General features: G+C 59.1%; 22 protein-coding genes and 1 riboswitch. Of the genes, 14 read left to right on the top strand and 8 right to left on the bottom strand.

Features of this window, described 5'->3' with window-relative positions; genetic code table 11:
• Window positions 1-25: 25 nt before the first annotated feature.
• Window positions 26-610 carry a YajG family lipoprotein gene (locus QFX16_RS24185; protein WP_150658977.1) on the top strand — a complete coding sequence of 195 codons (585 nt, stop codon included), beginning with the start codon at window positions 26-28 and terminating at the stop codon, window positions 608-610.
• A 102-nt stretch (window positions 611-712) separates the two neighbouring features.
• Here QFX16_RS24185 and QFX16_RS24180 read toward each other — a convergent pair whose 3' ends face one another.
• The gene (locus tag QFX16_RS24180) at window positions 713-919 is read right to left on the bottom strand and encodes a hypothetical protein (protein WP_283181632.1); all 207 of its coding nucleotides are present in this window, start codon (window positions 917-919) and stop codon (window positions 713-715) included.
• Between the two features lie 192 nt (window positions 920-1,111).
• On the opposite strand from QFX16_RS24180, the gene QFX16_RS24175 reads away from it, so the two are divergent.
• Window positions 1,112-1,396, top strand: a complete 285-nt coding sequence (locus QFX16_RS24175) for a hypothetical protein (RefSeq protein ID WP_283181631.1) — start codon at window positions 1,112-1,114, stop codon at window positions 1,394-1,396.
• 64 nt (window positions 1,397-1,460) lie between these two features.
• Here QFX16_RS24175 and QFX16_RS24170 read toward each other — a convergent pair whose 3' ends face one another.
• Window positions 1,461-2,624: a 1-acyl-sn-glycerol-3-phosphate acyltransferase gene (locus QFX16_RS24170; RefSeq protein WP_176471583.1), complete on the bottom strand. Its 1,164-nt coding sequence runs from the start codon at window positions 2,622-2,624 to the stop codon at window positions 1,461-1,463.
• A gap of 142 nt (window positions 2,625-2,766) precedes the next feature.
• On the opposite strand from QFX16_RS24170, the gene QFX16_RS24165 reads away from it, so the two are divergent.
• From QFX16_RS24165 to QFX16_RS24155, 3 genes are read left to right on the top strand one after another with little or no spacing between them, the layout of a single operon-like run.
• Window positions 2,767-2,949, top strand: a complete 183-nt coding sequence (locus QFX16_RS24165; protein ID WP_283181630.1) for a CPXCG motif-containing cysteine-rich protein — start codon at window positions 2,767-2,769, stop codon at window positions 2,947-2,949.
• Between the two features lie 9 nt (window positions 2,950-2,958).
• Window positions 2,959-3,219, top strand: a complete 261-nt coding sequence (locus QFX16_RS24160; RefSeq protein ID WP_283181629.1) for a putative signal transducing protein — start codon at window positions 2,959-2,961, stop codon at window positions 3,217-3,219.
• 35 nt (window positions 3,220-3,254) lie between these two features.
• Entirely contained in the window at window positions 3,255-3,878 is a 624-nt protein-coding gene (locus tag QFX16_RS24155) for an SOS response-associated peptidase (protein WP_283181628.1), read from the top strand.
• 188 nt (window positions 3,879-4,066) lie between these two features.
• On the opposite strand, the gene QFX16_RS24150 is transcribed toward QFX16_RS24155, so the two are convergent.
• Window positions 4,067-6,208, bottom strand: coding sequence for a methyl-accepting chemotaxis protein (locus QFX16_RS24150; RefSeq protein WP_283181627.1), 2,142 nt, complete (start codon window positions 6,206-6,208; stop codon window positions 4,067-4,069).
• 273 nt (window positions 6,209-6,481) lie between these two features.
• On the opposite strand from QFX16_RS24150, the gene QFX16_RS24145 reads away from it, so the two are divergent.
• A complete protein-coding gene (locus QFX16_RS24145) occupies window positions 6,482-7,300 on the top strand; it encodes a M48 family metallopeptidase (protein WP_283181626.1) in 819 nt (272 codons plus the stop codon).
• A 122-nt stretch (window positions 7,301-7,422) separates the two neighbouring features.
• On the opposite strand, the gene QFX16_RS24140 is transcribed toward QFX16_RS24145, so the two are convergent.
• The 3 genes from QFX16_RS24140 to QFX16_RS24130 all read right to left on the bottom strand — a co-directional run bounded on the left by QFX16_RS24140 (window position 7,423) and on the right by QFX16_RS24130 (window position 10,268).
• A complete protein-coding gene (locus QFX16_RS24140) occupies window positions 7,423-8,007 on the bottom strand; it encodes a TMEM165/GDT1 family protein (protein WP_283181625.1) in 585 nt (194 codons plus the stop codon).
• Window positions 8,008-8,095: 88 nt separating this feature from the next.
• Window positions 8,096-8,219: riboswitch (yybP-ykoY riboswitch) on the bottom strand.
• Between the two features lie 51 nt (window positions 8,220-8,270).
• Window positions 8,271-9,269: a methyltransferase gene (locus tag QFX16_RS24135; RefSeq protein WP_283181624.1), complete on the bottom strand. Its 999-nt coding sequence runs from the start codon at window positions 9,267-9,269 to the stop codon at window positions 8,271-8,273.
• 33 nt (window positions 9,270-9,302) lie between these two features.
• A complete protein-coding gene (locus QFX16_RS24130) occupies window positions 9,303-10,268 on the bottom strand; it encodes a 2-hydroxyacid dehydrogenase (protein WP_283181623.1) in 966 nt (321 codons plus the stop codon).
• A 91-nt stretch (window positions 10,269-10,359) separates the two neighbouring features.
• Here QFX16_RS24130 and QFX16_RS24125 point away from each other — a divergent pair, with 91 nt between their 5' ends.
• From QFX16_RS24125 to QFX16_RS24105, 5 genes are all read left to right on the top strand, one after another.
• A complete protein-coding gene (locus QFX16_RS24125) occupies window positions 10,360-10,989 on the top strand; it encodes a LysE family translocator (RefSeq protein WP_046048281.1) in 630 nt (209 codons plus the stop codon).
• Window positions 10,990-11,149: 160 nt separating this feature from the next.
• On the top strand, window positions 11,150-12,832 hold the full coding sequence (locus QFX16_RS24120; protein ID WP_283181622.1) for a fatty acid--CoA ligase: 1,683 nt from the start codon (window positions 11,150-11,152) through the stop codon (window positions 12,830-12,832).
• A gap of 336 nt (window positions 12,833-13,168) precedes the next feature.
• The gene (locus QFX16_RS24115; RefSeq protein ID WP_283181621.1) at window positions 13,169-15,106 is read left to right on the top strand and encodes a DUF1302 domain-containing protein; all 1,938 of its coding nucleotides are present in this window, start codon (window positions 13,169-13,171) and stop codon (window positions 15,104-15,106) included.
• Window positions 15,107-15,134: 28 nt separating this feature from the next.
• Window positions 15,135-16,499, top strand: coding sequence for a DUF1329 domain-containing protein (locus QFX16_RS24110; RefSeq protein ID WP_283181620.1), 1,365 nt, complete (start codon window positions 15,135-15,137; stop codon window positions 16,497-16,499).
• Window positions 16,500-16,868: 369 nt separating this feature from the next.
• Complete coding sequence (locus QFX16_RS24105; RefSeq protein WP_283181619.1) at window positions 16,869-19,604, top strand: winged helix-turn-helix domain-containing protein; 2,736 nt, start codon at window positions 16,869-16,871, stop codon at window positions 19,602-19,604.
• Between the two features lie 54 nt (window positions 19,605-19,658).
• Here the strand turns inward: QFX16_RS24105 and QFX16_RS24100 are convergent, their stop codons facing one another.
• Window positions 19,659-20,477 carry a PP2C family serine/threonine-protein phosphatase gene (locus QFX16_RS24100; protein ID WP_283181618.1) on the bottom strand — a complete coding sequence of 273 codons (819 nt, stop codon included), beginning with the start codon at window positions 20,475-20,477 and terminating at the stop codon, window positions 19,659-19,661.
• Between the two features lie 231 nt (window positions 20,478-20,708).
• Between QFX16_RS24100 and QFX16_RS24095 the strand changes: the two genes are divergently transcribed.
• Both QFX16_RS24095 and QFX16_RS24090 read left to right on the top strand, forming a co-directional pair.
• Window positions 20,709-21,353 carry an MBL fold metallo-hydrolase gene (locus QFX16_RS24095; RefSeq protein ID WP_056740859.1) on the top strand — a complete coding sequence of 215 codons (645 nt, stop codon included), beginning with the start codon at window positions 20,709-20,711 and terminating at the stop codon, window positions 21,351-21,353.
• A 116-nt stretch (window positions 21,354-21,469) separates the two neighbouring features.
• Window positions 21,470-22,186 carry a YiaD family glycine zipper/OmpA-like lipoprotein gene (locus QFX16_RS24090; RefSeq protein ID WP_283181617.1) on the top strand — a complete coding sequence of 239 codons (717 nt, stop codon included), beginning with the start codon at window positions 21,470-21,472 and terminating at the stop codon, window positions 22,184-22,186.
• A gap of 84 nt (window positions 22,187-22,270) precedes the next feature.
• Here QFX16_RS24090 and QFX16_RS24085 read toward each other — a convergent pair whose 3' ends face one another.
• Complete coding sequence (locus QFX16_RS24085; RefSeq protein ID WP_283181616.1) at window positions 22,271-22,705, bottom strand: Z-ring associated ZapG family protein; 435 nt, start codon at window positions 22,703-22,705, stop codon at window positions 22,271-22,273.
• 144 nt (window positions 22,706-22,849) lie between these two features.
• Between QFX16_RS24085 and QFX16_RS24080 the strand changes: the two genes are divergently transcribed.
• A complete protein-coding gene (locus QFX16_RS24080) occupies window positions 22,850-23,479 on the top strand; it encodes an alpha/beta hydrolase (protein ID WP_283181615.1) in 630 nt (209 codons plus the stop codon).
• Window positions 23,480-23,487 lie beyond the last annotated feature (8 nt).

Here is a 23,487-nt window from a genome sequence, read left to right as displayed (position 1 = left end):
TGTGCCTGATTCTGGAGAAAAGAGCATGTTGCAACGCCTGTTGTTCGGTTTGATCACTGTGACCAGTTTGACGCTGGTCGGCTGCGCCCACAGCCCGCAACAACTGAATCCGGAACCCAAGCTGACGACTCAGCTGGCACCGGTCGGTCATGGTCAACCGGTGGTGGTGCGTGTGGTGGACGGTCGTCCGTCGCCGACTTTGGGCACCCGTGGTGGCCTGTACCCTGAGACCAGCGCGATCACCGTGCAGGGCGCGCAAATTCTGCCGAAGTTGCAGGCTCAGGCCGAAGCGGCCGTGCGGTTGCTGGGTTTTACGCCAACCAACAATGCACCGAATGCACCGCAAATAACCGTGACCCTGGCCGAGCTGAAGTATCAGTCGCCTAAAGAAGGCATGTACGTGACTGAGGCCACCATCGGCGCGACGTTCCGCTCCGATGTGCAGAATGCCAATCGTCGTTACAGCGGGCGTTACGGTGCGTCCCTGGATCAACGTTTTGGTATGGCGCCGAATCAGGAAACCAATACCAAGCTGGTCAGTGATGTGCTGAGCGATGCGTTGACGCGTCTGTTCAAGGATCCGACGATTGGTCAGATTCTCGGCGAATAAACATTCGCTGGATTCAAAAAAGCCCGGTTGCCAGCAATGGCCCCGGGCTTTTTCATGCTTGCTGATTTTTGGTGGGACTACTCCCACAGGGGGGCAGCGGTGTCATGCTGCTTCGGAGTAAAAATCCAGAACACTCACGCCTGTCAGCAAATCCGTCTCTGGCAAATCCGAATGCTGATGCCCACCCAATGCGCAATACACCAGCCAGTGGCGGTCCTGGACGTTGAAGGCGAGGCTGCCAACGAGGTTTTGTTGTTCGTCGCTTTGAGCAATGAGGTAGAGGCGATCCTGGTTTTCGGCGTGCAACATGACGGTTTCCGTGTCGGTTTCGAGGGGCGCCAGACTGGCGTATTCAGATGACGGCGCCGTGACACAGGACAGGAATCGGTCAAATGGTTCGTTACTTGTCGGAAAGCAAGGGCACGAGGCGAGGCTTTCAGTAGAATTCGCGCCGCGGTCGTCGGTTCGGCGTCTGCCACACCTGTTTTGCTGAGGTCCGTGATGTCGTTGCATTTGATTTCGCTGTTTACCAACCATCCCGCCAAGTTGATCAACCTGTTGGCCTTGTTGTTTGCCTTTCCGGGCGGCTGGTTGCTGCATGCCACTCGCCGCCGCGAACAGCGCGCGTTGGCCATTCTCGAAGCGCAAGGCCAGAGCCGTCGTATCGATGAACCGACGTTGATGCTGGATGGGGCGACCTTGCGCATGAACCGGTTTTTTTATCGATTCGGTTTTGCCTGCCTGGGATTGGCGCTGCTGGTGTCGTGGATCAGTACACGCTTCTGACAGCAAAATACGCAGCAATGAAAACGGCGCCCGAGGGCGCCGTTGTCGTATCCCGCCAAAAACGTTACAGCGGCAATCCTGCTTTCACACGGTACTGATTGCGCACCGGCGTCGCGTATTGCAGGACCATGAACGGACGATGCTCCTCAGGGCACGCGTCCAGACGCTGTTGCCATTGCTCCTGAGCCTTGGCCAGTTCATCCGCTGCAAACACCTCAGCGGCTTTCGGCACCTGCAATTGCGGGTCGGCGTCTTTCCACTGGGCGTAGGCCAGGTAGTGCACCGGGAACAGGCGGTAGCCGCCGAGGATCTGCCGGTCCATCTCGATCGCCAATTGCTTGGTGTCGTCGAACAGCTCGGTGATCGGCGAGGCGAAGTTCACATGCACGCGGCCCTTGTAGCCGGTGATGCCCTTGGCGATGCTCACATCGTCCTCGCCCGGCACTTTGGTGTAGCTGCCGGTGGTGGCGCGGATGAACAGCTCGCGCGCCTTGGCTTGATCGCACGGGTCGTATTCATAGCTGATCGACACCGGGGTGAGGTTCAACGACTGAATGACTTCGCCGAACGGCTCGTCCTTGCGGCTCATGTGGAACATCTTAAGGATGGCCGACTCGGTGCGGTCGTCGCCATCCTTGGCCCGGCCTTCGGCCTGGGCGATCCAGATCGAGGCGCAATCCTTGCGGATCGAGTGGTTGATGTAGGCCGACAGCAGTTGATACGCCGCCATCTTCTCGCGTCGACCGGCGATCGAACGATGCACGATGAAGCTCTTGTTCAGGCGCATCAGATCGCTGACGAAGGGCTTTTGCAGCAGGTTGTCGCCGATCGCGATGCGCGGTGTCGGCAGGCCGGCGTGGTACACGGCGTAGTTGACGAAGGCCGGGTCCATCACGATGTCGCGGTGGTTGGCAATGAACAAGTAAGCGCTGCCGGACTTGAACTGCTCGACGCCGGTGTACGTCACACCGTCCGTGGCTCGCTCGATGGTGTGGTCGACGTACATCTCGACTTTATCCTGCAACGTGGCCACCGACGTAACGCCGGCGAACTCACGGCGCAGCCGATGAGCTATAAGAGGTTTGAGCATCCAGCCGAAAGCGCCGGCAAAACGCGGGAAGCGGAAGTGGATGAGGATATCTAGAAACGCCTTGTCGCCGAGCAGCCGGTCCAGCACTGCCGGGACTTCGCTGTCATTGTAAGGTCGGATGGCATCGAATTCGCCCATCATGCTCTCTTGTTAGAAACGGCTAGGGTAAGTAAAGGTTTTGATCGAAAACCAACGGGGCACGGTCTGAAAAGTCAGCCAGACAAAAATAGCCCTGCAAATAGACCGGCGATTATACGCACAAGTCACCTGGGAGACCGCGATGCTGGAAACTGCGCAGTATGAATGTCCGTATTGTGGTGAGGAGGTTGAGACGTCTGTGGATCTGTCCGGGGGCGATCAGACCTATATCGAGGACTGTCAGGTGTGCTGTCGGCCGATAACGTTTGTGTTGCAGGTTCACGGAGAGGAATGGCATCTCGAAGTGTTCAGCGAAAATGAGTGAGGGGCGTCTATGCAGCGAATCTACGAGCCTGAAAACCTGATGGAAGGTGAGTTGCTGCAAGGCATGCTGGCCAGCGAGGGCATCGAAGCGCATCTGGTGGGGCGTGATTTGCTCGGTGGAAGCGGCGAACTGCCGATTTACGGCTTGCTGGGCTTGTCGGTGGATAACGACCAGGCCGAATACGCCCGGGAGCTGATCACCGCGTACAATGCCGCGCTTCCACTGCCCGGCGACGAACCGGAAAGTTTTCCCGGCACGCTGGTCTGTTAGGCTGGCGTTCGTTTTATTTAGAGTCGTGTTGCCCCATGTGTGGACGTTATGCCCTGTTTCGCTGGAACCCCGCCTTCGCGGCCCTGCCCGGCTTCCCCGCCGATCAGCAGGCCCAGTGGAATATTTCTCCCAACGATTCGGTGTTGATGCTGCGCGCGGGTGTTGACAGTCAGCGTGAGTTGGCCCGAGCGCGTTGGGGGTTGACGCCGCCGTGGCTGACCGACCTGTCCCGCACACCGGCCCATGCCCGGGCCGAAACCGTTGCCGAACAACCGATGTTTCGCCAGGCCCTGCGCGAGCGCCGTTGCCTGCTGCCGGCCAATGGTTTTTACGAATGGCGCGGCACCACACGCAAGCGTCCGTATTGGCTGACACCGGGTGAGGGCTCGACGCTGTTCTTTGCGGCGATTTGGGAAGCGTATCCAGTGCAGGAGCAGGTGTGGCTGAGTACAGCGGTGATCACGCAACCGGCGGCGAGTCAGCGTCGGCCGTTGATTCTCGATGCGGCGGGGCAGGAGGCGTGGCTCAATCCCGAAACGCCGTTGCATGCCTTGCAAGCGTTGCTCGCCAGTGAACCCGCGGCGTTGCGCGAGCGGGTGTTGGCGAATCTGGTGAATGATCCGAAGCTTAATGGGCCGGAGTGTCTTACTCCGGGTTGAGGTCTGTGTCTGGTTCAAAAGCCACCCCTCACCCCAGCCCTCTCCCCAGAGGGGAGAGGGGGAAAGGGAGCCGATCTTTGTCACTTTCAAAACTTGAGTTCGACTCGATATTTCAGGTCGATGGATAGCGCCATACACCTCGGTCAGTCCCCTCTCCCTCTGGGAGAGGGTTAGGGTGAGGGCGCTCTTCAGACCTTGAACTGATTAATCAACCGCCGCTGCTGTTCAGCCAACTTGGTCAGATCCGCACTCGCCGCACTCGATTCATCCGCCCCGCCGGCCACTTCATTGGCCACTTGCCCAATGTTGATCACGTTCCGATTAATGTCGTCAGCCACCGCACTCTGTTCCTCAGCCGCACTGGCAATCTGGGTGTTCATGTCGTTGATCACTGACACCGCCTGAGTAATCGTCTCCAGCGCCTCGGCCGCTTTCGCCGCGTGCTGCACGCTTTCGTCGGTACGGTTCTGACTGTCCTCCATCACACGCACCACATCACGTGTGCCTTGTTGCAGCTGCTGAATCATGGTCTGAATTTCTTCAGTGGCTTTCTGAGTCTTCTGCGCCAGGTTGCGCACTTCATCGGCTACCACCGCAAAACCGCGTCCCTGTTCGCCAGCGCGGGCCGCTTCGATGGCAGCGTTCAAGGCCAGCAGGTTGGTCTGTTCGGCGATCCCGCGAATGGCCGTCAGGATCGCATTGATGTTCTCGCTGTCCTTGGCCAAGGTTTGCACCACGCCGACAGCCTTGCCGATTTCTATCGCCAGCACGCCAATCGAGTTCGACGTATCGCGGACGATTTGCATGCCTTGCGCCGCTGCCTGATCCGCATGACTGGCGGCTTGCGCAGCCTGGGTCGCGTTGCGCGCCACGTCCTGGGCGGTGGCGGTCATTTCGTGCACCGCCGTGGCCACCTGATCGATCTCGGCCATTTGCTTGTGCACGCCGATGTTGGTGCGGATGGCGATGTCGGCGGTGTGTTCCGACGAGTCGCTGACGCTCTGCACCGAAGTCACCACCTGGGTGATCATCACCTGCAACTTGGCCAGGAATGTGTTGAAGCCTTTGGCGATTGAGCCCAGTTCGTCGGCGCGGTCGCTGGTCAGGCGTCGAGTCAGGTCACCTTCGCCCTGAGCGATGTCGTCGAGCATGGCAACCATCTGCTTCAGCGGCCGGGCAATGCCGTGGCCCACCAGCCAGATCACCAGCAAACCGATACCGGCGATCAACAAACCGACCATGGCCATGCCAAAGGTGTCGGACTTGCGCTGAGCGTCCAGATCGGTCTGAAGTTTTTGCAGGTCGGCCATCACCGCGTTCAACGGCAGTTGCAGCATGAGGGTCCAGCGAGCGTCGGTCTGGCCGATGCCGAATGGCAGGTACAACTCGATCCGGCCCTGGGCCTTGTCGACGGTGTAGGTGACTTCACCGCGCTTGAGATTGGCCATGTTGGCGATCTGCTGGCTGTCGAGGATGTCGCTGACTTTCTCACCGAATTTGCTCGGGTCCTTGGTGTAGGCAACGATCCGGCTGTTGCCGCCAATCAGGGCCATTTCACCAGCGCCGCTGTACAACTTCTGATTCGCGCCGAGGAGCATTTCCTGGATGAAGTTCACCGAGAGGTCGGCGCCGACGATGCCCTGGAAGGCCCCGTTGAGCATGATCGGTTCAATAAAGGAGGCGAGCATGACGATCTTGTCGCCGACCTTGTAAGGCGCCGGATCGATCACGCAGGATTTTTTGGTTTCTTTCGAGCACAGGTAGTACTCGCTGGCGCGCACGCCGGTGGACAGGGTTTTCTGGTCGTCGACGTCCACCAGTTTATCCAGGCCAAGGCTGCCGTCTTCGTTGCGGAACCACCACGGCAGGAAGCGGCCGTTGCTGGCGTCGATGCCGACAATCTTGGTGTCGACGTAGGCCGCATCGTTGTGATCGAGGGCGTTTTTTTCCCAGCCGACGTAGGTGCCGAGAATTTTCGGGTTCTTAGTGACGTTTTCCTTAATCAGGCTGATCAATTGCTCACGGCTCAGGCTCAACTGTGGCTGGCCATCGGCGCCCGGGGTACCGATCAATGCATTGACTCGCACCAGTCCGCCGGCAATCAGCAGTGGCGCTTCGAGCTCGCGCTGGATCTGGCTGACCTGGGTTTGCGCCAGTGACGTCAGGCGTTGTTCGATGACTTGCTCGAATTGTGCCTGGGTCCGCTGCTGGACCATGTCTTGTGTCCGTGCGCCGGAAAACAACGCGTACAGCACCAGAGCTGCCACGACACTAAGAATGATGGCGCCGGCGAGGGCCGCCACGGAAAACTGGATCGACTTGAATTTCATGGGTGCTCCGCACGCAAGAGGACGTCTGCGGTGCTGTATCGGCAGGGGTGTCGATGGCCATGAGCGGGGTTTGGCGAATTGGCTGTTTTGTAGGCGTTAATGTCGCAAATGAATCATTACGGGCCGTTATCGACCGCGGTGGGCGCTGTTAGGTGAATTTTTTCCTACGGTCATGAGAGCTTTGTCTGAAATGTGCGTCTACACCTCTGTTGTATCTGGCGCCAATACAATTCACCGCCTAGGATAACCGGCATGTTTTCAGGGAAATTTTTGATGAATAAGACATTGGTTGTGTGTGCGCTGAGCGCAGGTCTGCTGCTCGCGGGTTGTCAGTCGGTCAACACCACCAGCGGTGGCGCGGTGGGCGTTGAGCGCAAACAGTACATGTTCAGCATGCTGTCGACCGATCAGGTTAATCAGATGTACGCCCAGTCTTATCAAAAGACAGTCGGCGAGGCGAGCAGTAAAGGCGTGCTGGACAAGACCAGTAGCGAGGCCAAACGTGTCCAGGCCATTGCCGACCGGCTGATTGCCCAGGCGCCGATTTTTCGACCAGATTCGGCCCAGTGGAAGTGGGAGGTCAACCTGATCAAGAGCGACGAACTCAATGCCAACTGTGGGCCTGGCGGCAAGATCATTTTCTACACCGGCCTGATCGACAGCCTAAAACTGACCGACGATGAAATCGCCGCGATCATGGGCCACGAAATCGCCCACGCCCTGCGCGAGCATGGTCGTGAAGCGATGTCCAAGGCTTACGGCATCGAAATGGCCAAGCAGGGCGCCGGTGCCTTGTTCGGTCTGGGTCAGGACAGCCTGGCGCTGGCGGATACCGTGGCCAACTACGGCATGACCTTGCCCAACAGTCGCTCCAATGAAAACGAGGCGGACCTGATCGGCCTGGAACTGGCTGCTCGCGCCGGCTACAACCCGAACGCGGCGATCACCTTGTGGAACAAGATGAGCAAGGCTTCGCAAGGTTCGCCGCCAGAGTTCATGAGCACGCACCCGGCGTCGGCCAGTCGGGTTGCTTCGTTGCAAGCGGCGATTCCGAAAGTCATGCCGCTGTACGAGAAAGCCAAGAAATCCTGATGTTCATGCGGTGCTGCCACTGACGCTATCGCGAGCAGGCTCGCTCCCACATTGGAACGCGATCACCTGTGGGAGCGAGCCTGCTCGCGAAGAACGATAACGCGGTCTGACGGCCTACCGCATCAAGCCCAACCGCTGCTCTGCATCGCCTTGTACACCGCGACAATGGCGAGGATGAAGAACGCCGACGCCGCCAGGCGACGGATCAGGGTCAACGGCAATTTATCCGCGGCAAAGTTACCCGCCAAAACCACCGGCACGTTGGCAATCAACATCCCGACGGTGGTGCCGATGATCACCAGCCACAGCTCCGGGTATTGCGCAGCGAGCATCACCGTGGCGACTTGAGTCTTGTCGCCCATCTCCGCAAGGAAAAACGCGATCAACGTGGTCAGGAACGGTCCGAACTTGCGGGCGGTGCTGGCTTCGTCGTCATCCATCTTGTCCGGCACCAGGGTCCACAATGCGGTCGCGGTGAAGCTCGCGGCGAGGATCCAGTGCAGCGTCGCATTCGAGAAGAAACTACCGACCCAGGCACCTACCGCGCCGGCGGCCGCGTGGTTGGCCAGGGTTGCAGCGACGATGCCGGCGATGATCGGCCAGGGTTTGCGAAAGCGAGCGGCGAGAATGAGCGCGAGCAGTTGCGTCTTGTCGCCGATTTCGGCCAAGGCAACGATTGCGGTGGGAACGAGAAATGAGTCCAGCATCAGGGTTTTCCTAAGGGGCGGGTCGACACGGCTATGACACGTACAGCCTTCCCGCCCCGGGTAAGGTGTTCGTGTCATAGGTCTTGTCAAACCCTGCGATCCGTCTGATGCGGACGCTTGGTCGCATACGCCATGGTCTGTTGACCAAGTATGTTGACGTATGCCGGACGAGCATGGCGCTCGTGGGAGACTACTCCCCTAGGACGGAGCGGATTCTGCCTAGACAAATCCGATTGGGCAAGCCTCTTTTTTAAAAAGAAGACCTAGCCGCGTTTGGCCCGATAGATTCTGAAACCCTGTCCTTCAGCCTTGATCGCACACACGCCCAGATGCTCTTCGATCAGCGGCTGATACTTCAGGAAGCTGTTGGCTACCAAGCGCAGTTCTCCACCATTTTTCAGATGTTTAGCAGCTTTTCGCAGCAAGTTCTCGGTAGCGAAGTAGTCGGTGTGAACCCCGACATGGAAGGGTGGGTTGCTCAGAATTGCACTCAAGCCCATCGGTGCTGCGTCGATACCGTCACCGGTAATCACGTCAGCTTCCAGACCGTTGGCAGCCAATGTCAGGCGACTGCTGGCGGCGGCAAAGGCATCCACATCAAGCAAGGTGACCTGATTGTGTGGATAGCGACGTTTCACCGCTGCTCCCAACACACCGGCACCGCAACCGAAGTCCAGCAAATGGCCGCTCGGCAATTTGTCCAAATGTTCCAGCAACAGCGCGCTGCCGCGATCCAGCCGACCGTGGCTGAACACGCCCGGCAGGCTGATGACTTTTAGCGGACCTTCGGCCAGCGGCAACTCATAAGTCTGGGCCAGGCTTTCCAGGGACTTGGCTTCTGGCGCAGTGGCCACGGTAACCTGCCACAGCTGGCAATGCCGCGCGCTGTCGAGCTTGCGCGGTTTGCCGAAGGGGTTCAGTTGCTTGGCCGCACCTTCGATGCCGCTGCGTTTTTCACCCACCAGATACAGTTCACGACCGGCCAGTCTGGAGGCGAGGGCGTTGAGGATGTAGTCGGTCAGGTCCTTGGACTTGGGCAGAAACACCACGGCGGTGTCGAACGCGCGCTCCGGTGCATTCACGCCGAAATGGCTGCGCTCGGCGAAGCGGGCATCCAGCGCTGCTTGATCGCCGGCATGCCAGCACCAGCCATGAGCGTCGGGCAAACGGCCCAGCAGATCATCGGCGGGCAAACCGGTCAGCAGCACCGAACCCTGGAATAACTCGGCCTGACGAAGCAGTACTTCACTGCGCGGATCCATACTCTGCTCCTGTGAAAAAAGTGCCGCAGTCTATCAACTGACGACCCGCAGCGCTTTACCACTGAAGTATCCCTGAGCGTTTTCGGTCAACTGGCCCACGATTCGCTGGCGTGCCTCGCGACTGCCCCAAGCATTGTGCGGGGTGACAATCAACCGTGGAATGTCTTGGGCCAGCAGCGGATTGCCGGCGGTCGGTGGCTCGACGCTCAACACGTCGGTGGCCGCGCCGCCCAGGTGACCGTTGCGCAAGGCATCGGCCAGGGCCTGTTCGTCGATCAGGCCGCCGCGTGCGGTGTTGACCACGAATGCACCGGGTTTCATCGAGGCCAGCTCACGGGCTCCGATGAAGTGGCGGGTGTGTTCGTTGAGCGGGCAGTGCAGGGTCAGCGCGTCGATCTGCGGCAGCAGCTCCTCCAGTGGCAAACGATCCGGTCGGGCAGGGCGCCCGGGAATCTGGCCGAGCAGTACACGCATGCCAAAGGCTTCGGCCAGTCGTGCGACCGCGCCGCCAAGTTCGCCGTGACCGAGCAGGCCGAGGGTTTTGCCTTCCAGTTCGACAATCGGGTAATCCAGCAGACAGAACTGTTTCGCCTGCTGCCAGCGACCTTCGCCGACTGCCTTTTGATAATCGGCCAGGCGCGTCGCCAGATTGAGCAGCAACATGATCGTGTGCTGCGCCACCGAGGGCGTGCCGTAACCCTGGCAGTTGCAGACGGTAATTCCGTTGGCGCGGGCGGCGGCGAGGTCAACGTTGTTGGTGCCGGTGGCCGTGATCAGGATCAGCTTCAGCTCGGGGCTGGCTGCGATGGCGGCGGCGTCGATCAGGATTTTGTTGCTGATGGCAACGGTGGCGCCCTTGAGGCGTTCGATCACCTGGTCCGGCGTGGTCTGGGCGAAAAGCTGTAAGTCGCTGAAACACTCTTGCAGCGGGCTGAGGTCGAGGTCACCCAGGTCCAGGGACGGGTGGTCGAGGAAAACGGCGCGGTGAGTGTTCGTCATCAACTGTACCTTTTGTGCAATGAACTGAAGGCGTAATCTGCCGAGCCTACCAGATGAAACAAACAGTTACGCTTGGCCAAAAGGATCCCCCATGTACTGGACAGAGTTTTTGACCGTTGCCCTGATTCACTTGCTGGCCGTGGCCAGCCCCGGCCCGGACTTTGCCGTGGTGGTGCGTGAGAGCGTGACCCATGGTCGTCGCGCTGGCACCTGGACGGCGCTGGGTGTCGGCACGGCCATTTTCCTGCACGTCGGCTATTCGTTGCTCGGCATTGGCCTGATCGTGTCCCAGTCGATCGTGTTGTTTAATGCCCTGAAATGGGCCGCCGCCGCGTACCTGCTGTACATCGGCTTCAAGGCCTTGCGAGCACAGCCGGCCCAACCTGCGGCTGACGATCTGCACAAGGAAGCGGGCGAGCGCACTGCTCGCGGCGCCTTCACGTCGGGTTTCGTGACCAACGGTCTGAACCCGAAAGCGACGCTGTTCTTCCTTTCGCTGTTCACCGTGGTGATCAATCCGCACACGCCGCTGGCGGTACAGGCGGGCTACGGCATTTACCTCGCGGTGGCCACCGCTGTGTGGTTTTGCCTGGTGGCGATGCTGTTCAGCCAGCAGCGCGTGCGCGCAGGTTTTGCCCGGATGGGCCACTGGTTCGATCGGACGATGGGCGCGGTACTGATCGCCATCGGTGTGAAACTCGCGTTTACCGAGATGCATTGATCGCGCTATGAGTCATGGATAAGAAATACCAGCAGGTGCTGGCGCAACGCTAGCATTTGCACGACTTTGCAAATCATTCCTTTGGCTGATTTGGCTGGCGTCCAAGACCACTAAAGTGCTTACTTTCAGCCACGACCGTGCAGTCAGAAAAGGGACTCTTATGTTGCAGACTCGCGTTATCCCTCCAGCCGAAGGCGCTTACCAGTATCCGCTGCTGATTAAACGGCTGCTGATGTCCGGCGCTCGTTATGAAAAAACCCGCGAGATCATTTACCGTGACCAGTTGCGCTACAGCTATCCGACCCTGATCGAACGGGTCGCCAGGCTGGCCAACGTGCTGACGGCGGCCGGCGTCAAGGCCGGGGATACCGTGGCGGTGATGGACTGGGACAGCCATCGTTATCTGGAATGCATGTTCGCCATCCCGATGATCGGCGCGGTGATCCACACCATTAACGTGCGGCTGTCTCCGGAACAAATCCTCTACACCATGAACCACGCCGAGGACCGCTTTGTGCTGGTCAACAGCGAGTTCGTCGGGTTGTATCAGGCGATTGCCGGGCACCTGACCACGGTGGAGAAAACCCTGCTGCTGACTGACCTGCCTTCGAGTCCCGCCGACCTGCCGAACCTCATCGGCGAGTACGAGCAGTTGCTGGCGGCGGCGAGCACGCAGTACGACTTTCAGGATTTCGACGAAAATTCGGTCGCGACCACGTTCTACACCACCGGCACCACCGGTAATCCCAAAGGTGTGTACTTCACCCATCGGCAACTGGTGCTGCACACCATGGGCGTGTCGACCATCATGGGCGCCATCGACAGCGTGCGTTTGCTGGGCACCAACGATGTCTACATGCCGATCACCCCGATGTTCCACGTGCACGCTTGGGGCCTGCCGTATGTAGCGACCATGCTCGGGCTCAAGCAGGTCTATCCCGGTCGTTATGACCCGGAATACCTGGTGGAGCTGTGGCGCAAGGAGAAGGTCACTTTTTCCCATTGCGTACCAACCATTCTGCAAATGCTCCTTAATTCCAAGGCCGCGCAAGGCACCGACTTTGTTGGCTGGAAAATTGTCATCGGCGGCAGTGCGTTGAACCGCACGTTGTACGAAGCCGCCAAGGCCAATGGCATTCAGCTGACCGCCGCTTACGGCATGTCGGAAACCGGACCGCTGATCTCGTGCGCGCACCTCAACGACGAGCTGATGGCCGGCACCGAAGACGAACGCACCACGTACCGGATCAAGGCCGGTGTGCCGGGGCCATTGGTGGAGGCGGCGATCGTCGACACCGACGGCAACTTCCTGCCCGCCGATGGCGAGACCCAAGGCGAACTGGTGCTGCGTGCGCCGTGGCTCACCGAGGGCTATTTCAACGAACCGCAAAAGGGCGCCGAGCTCTGGGCCGGGGGCTGGCTGCACACCGGTGACGTAGCGACCCTGGACAGCATGGGTGTGATCGACATTCGCGACCGGATCAAGGATGTGATCAAGACCGGCGGCGAGTGGATCTCCTCCCTGGACCTTGAAGACTTGATCAGTCGCCACCCTGCGGTACGCGAAGTAGCAGTTGTGGGCATCGCCGATCCGCAGTGGGGTGAACGTCCGTTCGCACTGCTGGTGGTCCGCGAAGGCCATGAGATCGGGGCCAAAGAACTGAAGGAACACCTCAAACCGTTCGTGGAACTGGGGCACCTGAGCAAGTGGGCCATCCCGAGCCAGATCGCCCTTGTTACTGAAATTCCCAAGACCAGTGTCGGTAAACTCGACAAGAAGCGCATTCGCGTCGACATCACCGAATGGCAAGCCAACAACAGCACCTTCCTCTCGACGCTTTAAGCGTCACCTGGCGTGCCCAAAAGGGCACGCCAGCCCCACCAAGCAAGCGCTTGGCTTGTCAAATCTGAAATTTCAGCCATCCTTGCCGTGCCGACGGGCGTCGGCTTGGCAAAGGACTGTTCCAGAGTGGTCGGTAGCTGCAAATCACACTTTAGAGGGATCAAGCAGTACTACCTGCTGGCTATAGTCCGCTCAAGGATTTTTAAGAACGGAGCAAACGCACACACCGGGGCGATGCAACTTTGGCATGACTTAGGGATACCTTGGCTCCCAGTCATCCACAGCGTTTTTAGAAGTACTCACTGCCATAACAATAATGCACATGGAGTAGCGTCGATGACATCAGTAAACCAGTTCTGGCGCCGGGCGAAACTGCCCCTGGCGGTCAGTCTTGCCTCTACGCTCGCCGGGCCAGCATTCGGCGTCAGTTTCAACGTTGGTGAAATCGAAGGTCAGTTCGACTCGTCCCTGTCGATCGGTGCCAGTTGGTCTACTGAAAGTGCCAACAAGAACCTCATCGGCGTCAACAACGGCGGCCGTGGCCTGTCCCAGACCTCCGACGATGGTCACCTGAACTTCAAGAGCGGCGAAACGTTCTCCAAGATCTTCAAGGGCATCCATGACCTCGAATTGAAATATGGCGATACCGGCGTATTCGTCCGTGGCAAATACTGGTACGACTTCGAACTCAAGGACGAAAGTCGTCCGTTCAAGGACATCAGCGACAGCAACCGCAAGGAAGGCGCCAAGTCCTCCGGCGGCCAGATCCTCGACGCCTTTGTCTACCACAACTACTCCGTTGCCGATCAGCCGGGCTCCGTGCGTCTGGGCAAGCAAGTAGTAAGCTGGGGTGAAAGTACCTTCATCGGCGGCGGCATCAACTCGATCAACCCGATCGACGTGTCCGCGTTCCGTCGTCCAGGTGCCGAGATCAAGGAAGGCCTGATCCCGGTCAACATGTTCTACGTCTCGCAGAGCCTCACCGAGAACCTCTCGACCGAAGCCTTCTACCAGCTCGAATGGGACCAGACCGTTACCGACAACTGCGGCACCTTCTTCTCGCAACCGGACGTGATTTCGGATGGCTGCGACAACAACCTGGCCGTACTGCGCACCCGTAACGGGCTCAACAGCGCACTGACGGCTGCGGGGCTGCCGGCTTCGTTGCGTAATGCCAGCATCAACACCCTGGCTGCCAGAGGCGTGACCTGGGGTGACCCGGATGAAGGTGTCATCGTTCGTCGCGGTCCGGATCGCGATGCCCGTGACAGCGGTCAATTTGGCGTGTCCTTCAAATACATGTTCGATCCGCTGGACACCGAGTTCGGCGCCTACTTCATGAACTACCACAGCCGTGCGCCGATTTTCAGCGGCAAAGGTGCTCCGGCGAGCGCTTACAGCGCGGCGGGCCTGGTGGGCTCGCTGGTGGCCAGGGGTGTTCCTCTCGCTGTCGCGCGTAACCTGGCACCGACCTTGTTGCCATTGAATGTGGCCGGTAACTCCAGCTACTACGTCGAGTACCCTGAAGATATTCGCCTGTATGGCTTGAGCTTCTCGACCACATTACCTACAGGTACTGCGTGGAGTGGTGAAGTCAGCTACCGGCCGAATGCTCCGGTTCAGCTCAACACCACTGACATTCTATTTTCCGGTCTGACGCCTCTGAACCCTAACGTTTCCGTGCTCCAGGGTACGCCAGGGGCGGATCAAAAAGGCTATCGCCGCAAGGAAGTCACCCAACTGCAGACGACCCTTACTCACTTCTTCGACCAGGTGATGGGTGCTGAGCGGCTGACTCTGGTGGGCGAGGTCGGCTTTACTCACGTTGGTGGTCTGGAAAGCACTAACAAAGCGCGTTACGGCCGTGACCCGAGCTACGGCCCTGGTCCATTGCCAGGTGGTCAGTGCCAGACATTGAACACCGGCACCCTGGCAGGCGGACCGCAAAACAACGTGAGCCGCTACTGTGAAAACGACGGATTCACCACTGCAAACTCCTGGGGTTACCGCGGTCGTGCCATCTGGGAATACAACGACGTATTCGCCGGTGTGAACCTCAAGCCGAACGTGGCCTGGTCTCATGACGTGGAAGGCTACTCGCCTGGCCCTGGCGGCAACTTCGAGGAAGGTCGCAAAGCGGTGAGCCTGGGCGTCGATGCCGAGTACCAGAACACCTACACCGCGAGCCTGGCTTACACCAACTTCTTTGATGGCAAGTACACCACCGTCGATGACCGCGATTTCGTTGCGCTCAGCTTCGGCGTGAACTTCTAAGCACTGTATTTTCAGGACGAACACACCTATGAAAACGACAAAGAGTCTGTTCCACGCTGGATTTCTGGGGCTTACGCTGCTGGCGACCAGCGTCATGGCTGCGGTCCCTGCGGCCGAAGCGGACAAACTGGGCAAGAGCCTGACCCCGATGGGCGCCGAGATGGCGGGCAACGCCGACGGTTCGATCCCGGCCTGGAAGCCAATGGCGAAAAACGCCGGCACCGTCGACGGCAAAGGTTTCCTGTCCGACCCGTTCGCCAGTGAAAAACCACTGTTCACCATCACGGCGCAGAACGTCGACCAGTACAAGGACAAACTCGCACCGGGCCAGTACGCGATGTTCAAGCGCTACCCGGAAACCTTCAAAATGCCGGTCTATCCGTCCCATCGCGGCGCGACCGTGCCGGATGCCGTGTTTGCCTCCATCAAGAAAAACGCCACCGCCACTAACCTGGTGTCCGGCGGCAACGGTCTGGAGAACTTCGAAACCGCAATCCCATTCCCGATTCCGAAGACCGGCGTGGAAGTCATCTGGAACCACATTACCCGCTATCGCGGTGGCAGCGTGACCCGTCTGGTGACCCAGGCCACGCCGCAGCCGAACGGTTCGTACAGCCTGGTGTACTTCCAGGACCAGTTCGTGTTCCGCGACAAGATGAAGGATTACGATCCGGCGAACCCGGGCAACATCCTGTTCTACTTCAAGCAGAAAGTGACCGCGCCGGCACGTTTGGCCGGTGGTGTGCTGCTGGTGCACGAAACCCTCGACCAGGTAAAAGAGCCACGTTCGGCGTGGGTCTACAACGCCGGTCAGCGTCGTGTGCGTCGCGCACCACAAGTGTCCTATGACGGGCCGGGCACCGCAGCCGATGGCCTGCGTACCTCCGACAACCTGGACATGTACAACGGTGCACCGGATCGTTACGACTGGAAACTCGAAGGCAAGAAAGAGATGTACATCGCCTCCGACGCCTACAAACTCGACTCGCCGCAACTCAAGTACGACGACATCATCAAAGCCGGTCACATCAACCAGGACCTGACTCGTTACGAGCTGCGTCGGGTCTGGCATGTGGTGGCTACCTTGAAGGAAGGTCAGCGTCACATCTACGCCAAGCGTGACTTCTACATCGACGAAGACACCTGGCAAGCGGCCGTGATCGACCACTACGACGGTCGTAATCAACTGTGGCGTGTGGCGGAAGCTCACTCCCAGAATTACTACAACGTTCAAGTGCCGTGGTACACCCTGGAAACCTTGTACGACCTGCAATCGGGCCGCTACCTGGCACTGGGCATGAAGAACGAAGAGAAATCGGCGTATGACTTTGGCTTCACTGCCACCACCAGCGACTTCACTCCGGCGGCTCTGCGCCAGGAGGGTGTTCGCTAAGCTGCCCTGAACAGAGGCCGCATCCTCGAAAAACGCCCCGACTGGTTCGGGGCGTTTTTTTTTCAGTTCACAAAGATCGCTGTAGCAGCTGTAGCAGCTGTAGCAGCTGTCGAGGCTGCGGAGCAGTCGTGAAGTCAAACGCTGCGGTGCTTCAGGACAACCTTGCATTCAGGTTTTACGACTGCTTCGCAGCCGAACGCAGCCTCGCAGGCTCGACAGCTGCTACAAGGTGAGTGCAGATCAAGTGGATACTTCTGCTTGTATTCTTTTTGTAGCCATTTGTAGCAATAACCTTCATTCCCTCTTCGTTTACCGCTAGGCTGCGGACATCTGCAACGCCGCCAACCGCCATTCAAACAAGAGCCGGCCATGACTGATCTGTCCCCACACCCGGGCCCTGCAAGCGTTGCCATCGCGGTACTGGACGGGCGTTTTTTTCGGCCTCCATTGCCCGACGGCCATGTGCTGCGGCCTCGTCTGTGCGAGCGCCTGAGTGCGGGCCTCGGTGGCAGGCTGTTGCTGGTCAGCGCACCGGCGGGGTTTGGCAAGAGTTCGTTGGCGGTGGAGTTCTGTCAGGGCTTGCCGGCTCACTGGCAAAGTCTGTGGCTGGGGTTGAGTCCGCGAGACAGCGATCCCGGACGTTTTCTCGAGCGGTTGCTCGAAGGCCTCCAGGACTTTTTTCCGCAACTGGGCAGCAAGTCCCTGGGCCTGCTGAAAATGCGCCAGCGGCATCAACCGTTTGCCTTTGAAGAATGGCTGGACGGTTTGCTCGATGAGTTGACCGTGCACTTGTCTGCAAGTACGCCTCTGCTGTTGGTGCTGGATGACTACCATCTGGCACAGGGCCCGGTTCTCGATCGCTGCCTGCAATTTTTCCTCAATCACCTGCCTGACGGCTTGCTGGTCATGGTCACCAGTCGGCAGCGACCAGATTGGCATCTGGCGCGCCTGCGGCTGTCACGGCAACTGCTCGAGTTGAATGAACAGGACTTGCGCCTGACTCACGATGAAGCCTTGACCCTGCTTGATCGTCATAGCAGTTCCTTGCGCGGCGAAGCGCTGGAGAGCCTCATCCAGCGCAGCGAAGGTTGGGTCGCCGGACTGCGTTTCTGGCTACTGGCGGCGTCCGAAGCGGGTACCCAGGGTGCTTTGCCGCAGACGCTGCATGGCGGGGAAGGGCTGATCCGCGATTATCTGCTGGAAGAAGTCATCGATTGTCTGCCCGCCGAGGTGCAGTCATTCCTTTACGACACAGCACCTCAGGAACGCTTTTGCAGCGAACTGTGCGACGCCGTTCGCGAAGCCCATGACAGTGCCGAGATCCTGCGTTTTCTGCTGGCCCATCAGGTGTTCCTGGTGCCACTGGATGAAAACGGTCACTGGTACCGCTACCACCACTTGTTTTCCGACCTGTTGCGCACCCGGCCTACCGCGCAAGCGATGGTGCCGGCGGCCAGCCTGCACCTGCGCGCCTGTCGCTGGTTCAATGCCCAGGGGCTGCTCGATGAAGCGGTGGAGCAGGCATTGCGCGCCGGGCATCTGGACGTCGCGGCGAACCTGGTGCAGAACCTCTCCGAAGAACAACTGCTGGCCGAACAGAACGTCGGCATGTTGCTGCGCTGGAAAATGGACTTGCCCGACAGCCTGCTGATCAGCACACCACGGCTGATCGTGTTGTACAGCTGGGCGTTGGGGCTGGCTTGTCAGCTGGACGCCGCCGAGGAACTGGCCAGTCATTTGAGCCGCTTCCTGCCGGCCCCGTCCGCCACTGCGCAGAAATCCATGCTGGCGCAATGGCTGGCCCTGAGCGGGATCATCGCTCGCGGGCGCGGCAATCGTGAGCTGACGCTGCTCTACTGCACCGAAGCGCAGGAGAGCCTGCCCGCCAAACGCTACGGGCAGCGCCTGATGTGCCTCTCGACCCTGTCCAACCTGGCCATTGCCGACGGCGACTTGTGGCGTGCCCGCGGGTTGAACCGTGAGTCTCTGGAGTTGGCGCAACGGGTCGGCAACCCGCTGTTCGAAGCGCTGGCCCATTACGACCGCGCTCGCGTGCTGCAAGCACGAGGGGAAATCCTTCGTGCGCTGGATGAAGTGCGCCAGGGGCAGCAACGCCTGCAACGGTTATCCCCGCAACGGCTCTATGCCGTACGCGCCCGACTGACTTTGTACGAAGGCTTTTTGTTAGCCCTGCGCTTGCAGCCCCAAGCCGCGCGGGCACGCTTGCAAGCCGGTTTGAATGAAGCACGCGCCTGTCGTGATATCAGCGTATTGATCGGCCACTGCGTGATCGCCAGGCTGGAGGGCAGCAGCGGCGAATTCGCCAAAGCCTTCGCTGAACTTGCCGAAGCCGAGCGCCTGATGCACATCTGGGACGTGCCACCGATCTACTACCTGGCGATGATCACCCTGGTCAAATGCGAACTCTGGCTGGCGCAGGGGCGTACCGATCTGGCCGAAGCCTGGCTCGCTCGCTTGGGCCAGACCTATAACGGTGAACACGCGGCAGCCCCTCCGGAGTTTCATCCGCAACTGCCGCTGCATATCGAGTTGCAACAGGCCTTGCTGGAGGTCATTCAGGGGCAGCCGATGCTGGCCGAAGGACGATTGAATGCGTTGCTAGAGCATGGGCAGCAAACGGGCAGGCAACTGCTCAGCGTGATGGCACTGACTCAGAAAGTGACGTTGTTGCTGGGGGGCGGGCGCGAACCCGAAGCCCGTAAGGCCTTTAGTCAGGCACTGGAAGCTGCGGCCGGAGGAGTGCTGCAACCGTTTGACAGGTTGTTGGCTGAACATCCGGACTGGCTGCGTGGACAACTTCAACTCAGTGCGCCGACACCCGTTTCACAGAGCCTTTCAGAACAGCTTCCGACAGTGGCAGCCCGTCCCGCGGAGTCATCCACTGCGGCGGAACAACTCAGTACGCGGGAAATGGCTGTCCTGCGACTGATCGCCCAAGGCTGTTCGAATCAGGAGATCAGCGACCAGCTGTTCATTTCGCTGCACACGGTGAAAACCCATGCCAGCCATATCAACAGCAAGCTTGGGGTTGAACGGCGCACGCAAGCGGTCGCCAGGGCAAAAGAGTTGGGTGTATTGCAGTAATCGCCGTTTGAAGACCTCCGAAACAAGTTGGGCCTTGCGATCAGAAGTTTTCGGTCATTTCTCCTCTGAGACAGTCACTCCGGATGACTGCCCCACGTCGACGGAGTGCTTCAGGATCGACAGTAAGCCTATGGAGCAGTCATCTCCGGTTTTACTGGCAATGGACTGTTGCAAATTATCACCCAACACTTCCTTCATTTTTTTTCTGGGCAACGTTGCATTCCATTCCAGCAGCTTTTGGATCGCCGGGGCGGGGACGCCGCTGGATTTGTCATAGAGGCTTTCTGTGGTGCCGTCGCTCATGATCGCGAAGCCAGTCGTGGCTTCGATTTGCCCACGGTACAACCTGAGCCGCGACGCCGCTTTATGGTCAGTCAGCAACGGGGCGGTATTGGCCGACTCGCCATTTTCTGGATGAGAAAGGACCAGAAGTTGTCCGTCCGCATCAACGCTTGCGATGACGCCATCGCCCAAGTGACCTGCCAGGTAGCGGCCTCGTGAGTAAGCGACGAACGACAAGGTAGAAGCCAGGTCGTTGATATCGCCGCCAAGCTTTGCAGATTTGCGTCTGAACGCGTCCAGGCAGCGATTAACCAGTCGCTGGGCTGCCTTCGCGTTGTGTTTGTCCATGTTTTGCCAGAGGCTTTCAAAGTTTTTGCAGACAAAGGCCAGGGTAGCCGTGACCGCTACTTGAGCGCCGATTTCGGATTTGGCTCTGGAGCCAGCCCCATCGGCCAATGAAATGCAGGTCACCTCGTTGGACTCTCTGGCCGCGACATAGTCCTGGCAAGGCGTTTGAGTCTTGAGGTGCGAGCGTCCTGCCACAAACGCGCAGGTCGTTTTACAGCTGAAGTCTACCGGGATCTCAGGCATGGTTCAGACCTGTGCCCAGGCTTCGATACCTTTAATGTCCTGACGAAGGAGATAGTCTTCTTGCATGGGATTATCCTTTTTGGGCTGAGCGTTAAAAAACGCTTCTAGAGTCGTTTGAACCGGGCATTGGCTTCCTGCCGTCTTGTTTCAAAATAGGCGCGGCGCGAGGATAACCTATCAATTTTGCGGATCACAACCGCAGTACCCAGCCTTGGCACCAGGATTAAACCCATGCAAACCCCGAATACAGCCCTCATCCGCGAAACCTTCCCCGTCGGCCCGTTGCAGTGCAACTGCACGATCATCGGCGACCCGATCACCAAAAAGGCCATCGTGGTCGATCCGGGCGGTAATCACGAACTGATCCTCGCGCGGCTCGACGCACTAGGCCTGAAAGTGGTCAGCATCATTCATACCCATGCGCACCTCGATCACTTCCTGGCTTCCGGTCAGTTGAAGGAGAAAACCGGCGCAACCCTGCATTTGCATAAAGAAGATCAATTTCTCTGGGACAACCTGGAGATGCAGTGCCAGATGTTCGGTGTGCCTTACACGCCGGTGCCGTCGCCGGATCGCTGGTTGGCCGATGATGAAGAACTGGCGTGCGGTTGCGGCGTAGCGTTGCACACGCCAGGTCATACGCCGGGCTCCATGAGCTTTTGGTTTTCAGAGGCTAAGCTGCTGATTGCCGGTGACACGTTGTTTCGTCGCGGGGTAGGGCGCACGGATTTGTGGGGTGGCGATCAGGCGACCATCGTGCGGTCGATCAAGCAGCGGCTGTATACCCTCGACGAAGAGGCGACGGTGGTAACCGGGCATGGTCCCGACACGCGTCTGGGCGATGAAATGCGCGAGAACCCTTTTGTGCGGGCGTGATTTCTAACGTTGTGAGGGGCGTGGCGGAATTATTTTCATCTGCAATGATCCAACGCCCGCGAAGGTTTAATGCCTTAGTCCGTTGCACCACAGAATGCAAAAAGTAGGAGCTCTTCATGTTCACCAAGCAGCGTTTGATTATTGTCGCTACGGCTGTGGCCTTGCTGTCTGGCTGCGCCTCACCTAACCCTTACGACAACCAGGGCCAGGCCGACGGTGGTTCCACGGGCATGAGTAAAACCGCCAAATACGGCGGCCTCGGCGCTCTGGCCGGTGCGTTGGCCGGTGCCGCCATCGGTCACGACAACCGTGGCAAGGGCGCGCTGATTGGCGCTGCCGTTGTCGGTGCTTCCGCCGCTGGTTACGGGTATTACGCCGACCAGCAGGAGAAGAAGCTGCGCGCCAGCATGGCCAACACCGGGGTGGAAGTGCAGCGCCAGGGGGATCAGATCAAACTGATCATGCCGGGCAACATCACCTTCGCTACCGATTCGGCGAACATCGCGTCGAGTTTCTACCAGCCGCTGAACAATCTGGCAGGCTCGCTCAAGGAGTTCAGTCAGAACCAGATCGAGATCGTCGGTTTCACCGACAGCACCGGCAGCCGCCAGCACAACATGGACCTGTCCCAGCGTCGCGCCCAGAGCGTGGCCACTTACCTGACGTCTCAGGGCGTGAGCGGTGCCAACCTGTCGGCTCGCGGTGCCGGCCCGGATAACCCGATTGCCAGCAACGGTGACGTCAATGGTCGGGCGCAGAACCGCCGGGTCGAGGTCAACCTGAAGGCGATTCCGGGTCAGCAGTATCAGCAACCGACTCAGCAGTACCAGTAACAGCCTGACTGAACCCCAGGCGTAAAAAAGCCCGCCCGATCCTTAACAGATCGGGCGGGCTTTTTTGTATCGCGCGAAACCTGATTACTTCTTCAGGCCGTAATGCTCATCGAGCATGCCCGGCGCGTTCGGGGCTTTGGGGGCGTAATCACGAGGCGGCTCCTGATTGCGCGGCGGCGTCAGGCGTTCCCGTGGGGCCACTGCCGCGTCGGCGTGCAGGGAGGCCAGCAGGCGTTGGCGGGTTTGCTCGTCCAGGGCCAGGCGGTTGGCACCCTCGGCGAGGTGATCCTGCACCTCCTGATAGCTCTGAGTCAGCTTCTTGACCAGTGTTGCAGTGCTATTGAAGTGGGTGACCACCTCGTTCTGATAACTGTCGAAACGTTCCTGAACGTCATCCAGCTGACGTTGTGTGCTGCTAGGAGCGGCATTCGGCACCAGGCGAGCGATCAGGAAACCAATGGCGACACCCACAACCAGGGCAAGAGTCGGCAACAACCAAACTAAGAGCGAGTGTTCCACGAGTCCTTCCTCTATAAACGGCTTTGCTTTACGTTAACGGCTCGAACCTGCGCTGTATACCGCGATTCACTCGCAATAGATTGGCACAGACAATTTGCTAGACGAGTCGACCCGATTCGAGGTCACGGAGTTCCTTCCTTGCTTATGCGCGAAACCCCTGTAGTGATTGATGGCCCGGTCGGTCAACTGGAAGCTTTGTATCTGGATAATGAGCAGCCGCGCGGCGTTGCGCTGATCTGCCACCCGAACCCGGTGCAGGGCGGCACCATGCTCAACAAAGTCGTCTCGACCTTGCAGCGCACCGCGCGCGATGCCGGTTTGATTACTTTGCGTTTCAATTATCGCGGCGTGGGTGCCAGTGAAGGCACCCACGATATGGGCACGGGCGAAGTCGATGATGCCCAGGCGGTGGCCGAATGGCTACGAGCCAAACACCCCGAGTTGCCGCTGACGCTGTTCGGATTCTCCTTCGGCGGTTTTGTTGCAGCAAGTCTCGGCGGACGACTGGAAGCCAAGGGCGAACAGCTCAAGCATTTGTTCATGGTTGCGCCAGCGGTCATGCGCCTGGGCGATCAGGATCAACTGCCGCAGCAAGGCGAGCTAACGCTGATCCAGCCGGAAACCGACGAAGTCATCGATCCGCAAGCCGTCTACGACTGGTCCTCGAAACTCGAGCGCCCCCATGAGCTGCTGAAAGTGGCAGAATGCGGACACTTTTTTCATGGCAAGCTGACCGATCTCAAGGATCTGATCCTGCCGCGCCTTTCGAATTGATTGCAGTC

Source organism: Pseudomonas svalbardensis (genome assembly GCF_030053115.1).
Taxonomy (GTDB): domain Bacteria; phylum Pseudomonadota; class Gammaproteobacteria; order Pseudomonadales; family Pseudomonadaceae; genus Aquipseudomonas; species Aquipseudomonas svalbardensis.
This window is presented reverse-complemented; position numbering and strand designations above follow the sequence as displayed.

Excerpts from the sequence above, each read along its gene's own strand:
- QFX16_RS24185 (WP_150658977.1), top strand. The coding sequence starts at position 26 with ATGTTGCAACGCCTGTTGTTCGGTTTGATCACTGTGACCAGTTTGACG.
- QFX16_RS24180 (WP_283181632.1), bottom strand. The coding sequence starts at position 919 with ATGTTGCACGCCGAAAACCAGGATCGCCTCTACCTCATTGCTCAAAGC.
- QFX16_RS24175 (WP_283181631.1), top strand. The coding sequence starts at position 1,112 with ATGTCGTTGCATTTGATTTCGCTGTTTACCAACCATCCCGCCAAGTTG.
- QFX16_RS24170 (WP_176471583.1), bottom strand. The coding sequence starts at position 2,624 with ATGGGCGAATTCGATGCCATCCGACCTTACAATGACAGCGAAGTCCCG.
- QFX16_RS24165 (WP_283181630.1), top strand. The coding sequence starts at position 2,767 with ATGCTGGAAACTGCGCAGTATGAATGTCCGTATTGTGGTGAGGAGGTT.
- QFX16_RS24160 (WP_283181629.1), top strand. The coding sequence starts at position 2,959 with ATGCAGCGAATCTACGAGCCTGAAAACCTGATGGAAGGTGAGTTGCTG.
- QFX16_RS24155 (WP_283181628.1), top strand. The coding sequence starts at position 3,255 with ATGTGTGGACGTTATGCCCTGTTTCGCTGGAACCCCGCCTTCGCGGCC.
- QFX16_RS24150 (WP_283181627.1), bottom strand. The coding sequence starts at position 6,208 with ATGAAATTCAAGTCGATCCAGTTTTCCGTGGCGGCCCTCGCCGGCGCC.
- QFX16_RS24145 (WP_283181626.1), top strand. The coding sequence starts at position 6,482 with ATGAATAAGACATTGGTTGTGTGTGCGCTGAGCGCAGGTCTGCTGCTC.
- QFX16_RS24140 (WP_283181625.1), bottom strand. The coding sequence starts at position 8,007 with ATGCTGGACTCATTTCTCGTTCCCACCGCAATCGTTGCCTTGGCCGAA.
- QFX16_RS24135 (WP_283181624.1), bottom strand. The coding sequence starts at position 9,269 with ATGGATCCGCGCAGTGAAGTACTGCTTCGTCAGGCCGAGTTATTCCAG.
- QFX16_RS24130 (WP_283181623.1), bottom strand. The coding sequence starts at position 10,268 with ATGACGAACACTCACCGCGCCGTTTTCCTCGACCACCCGTCCCTGGAC.
- QFX16_RS24125 (WP_046048281.1), top strand. The coding sequence starts at position 10,360 with ATGTACTGGACAGAGTTTTTGACCGTTGCCCTGATTCACTTGCTGGCC.
- QFX16_RS24120 (WP_283181622.1), top strand. The coding sequence starts at position 11,150 with ATGTTGCAGACTCGCGTTATCCCTCCAGCCGAAGGCGCTTACCAGTAT.
- QFX16_RS24115 (WP_283181621.1), top strand. The coding sequence starts at position 13,169 with ATGACATCAGTAAACCAGTTCTGGCGCCGGGCGAAACTGCCCCTGGCG.
- QFX16_RS24110 (WP_283181620.1), top strand. The coding sequence starts at position 15,135 with ATGAAAACGACAAAGAGTCTGTTCCACGCTGGATTTCTGGGGCTTACG.
- QFX16_RS24105 (WP_283181619.1), top strand. The coding sequence starts at position 16,869 with ATGACTGATCTGTCCCCACACCCGGGCCCTGCAAGCGTTGCCATCGCG.
- QFX16_RS24100 (WP_283181618.1), bottom strand. The coding sequence starts at position 20,477 with ATGCCTGAGATCCCGGTAGACTTCAGCTGTAAAACGACCTGCGCGTTT.
- QFX16_RS24095 (WP_056740859.1), top strand. The coding sequence starts at position 20,709 with ATGCAAACCCCGAATACAGCCCTCATCCGCGAAACCTTCCCCGTCGGC.
- QFX16_RS24090 (WP_283181617.1), top strand. The coding sequence starts at position 21,470 with ATGTTCACCAAGCAGCGTTTGATTATTGTCGCTACGGCTGTGGCCTTG.
- QFX16_RS24080 (WP_283181615.1), top strand. The coding sequence starts at position 22,850 with ATGCGCGAAACCCCTGTAGTGATTGATGGCCCGGTCGGTCAACTGGAA.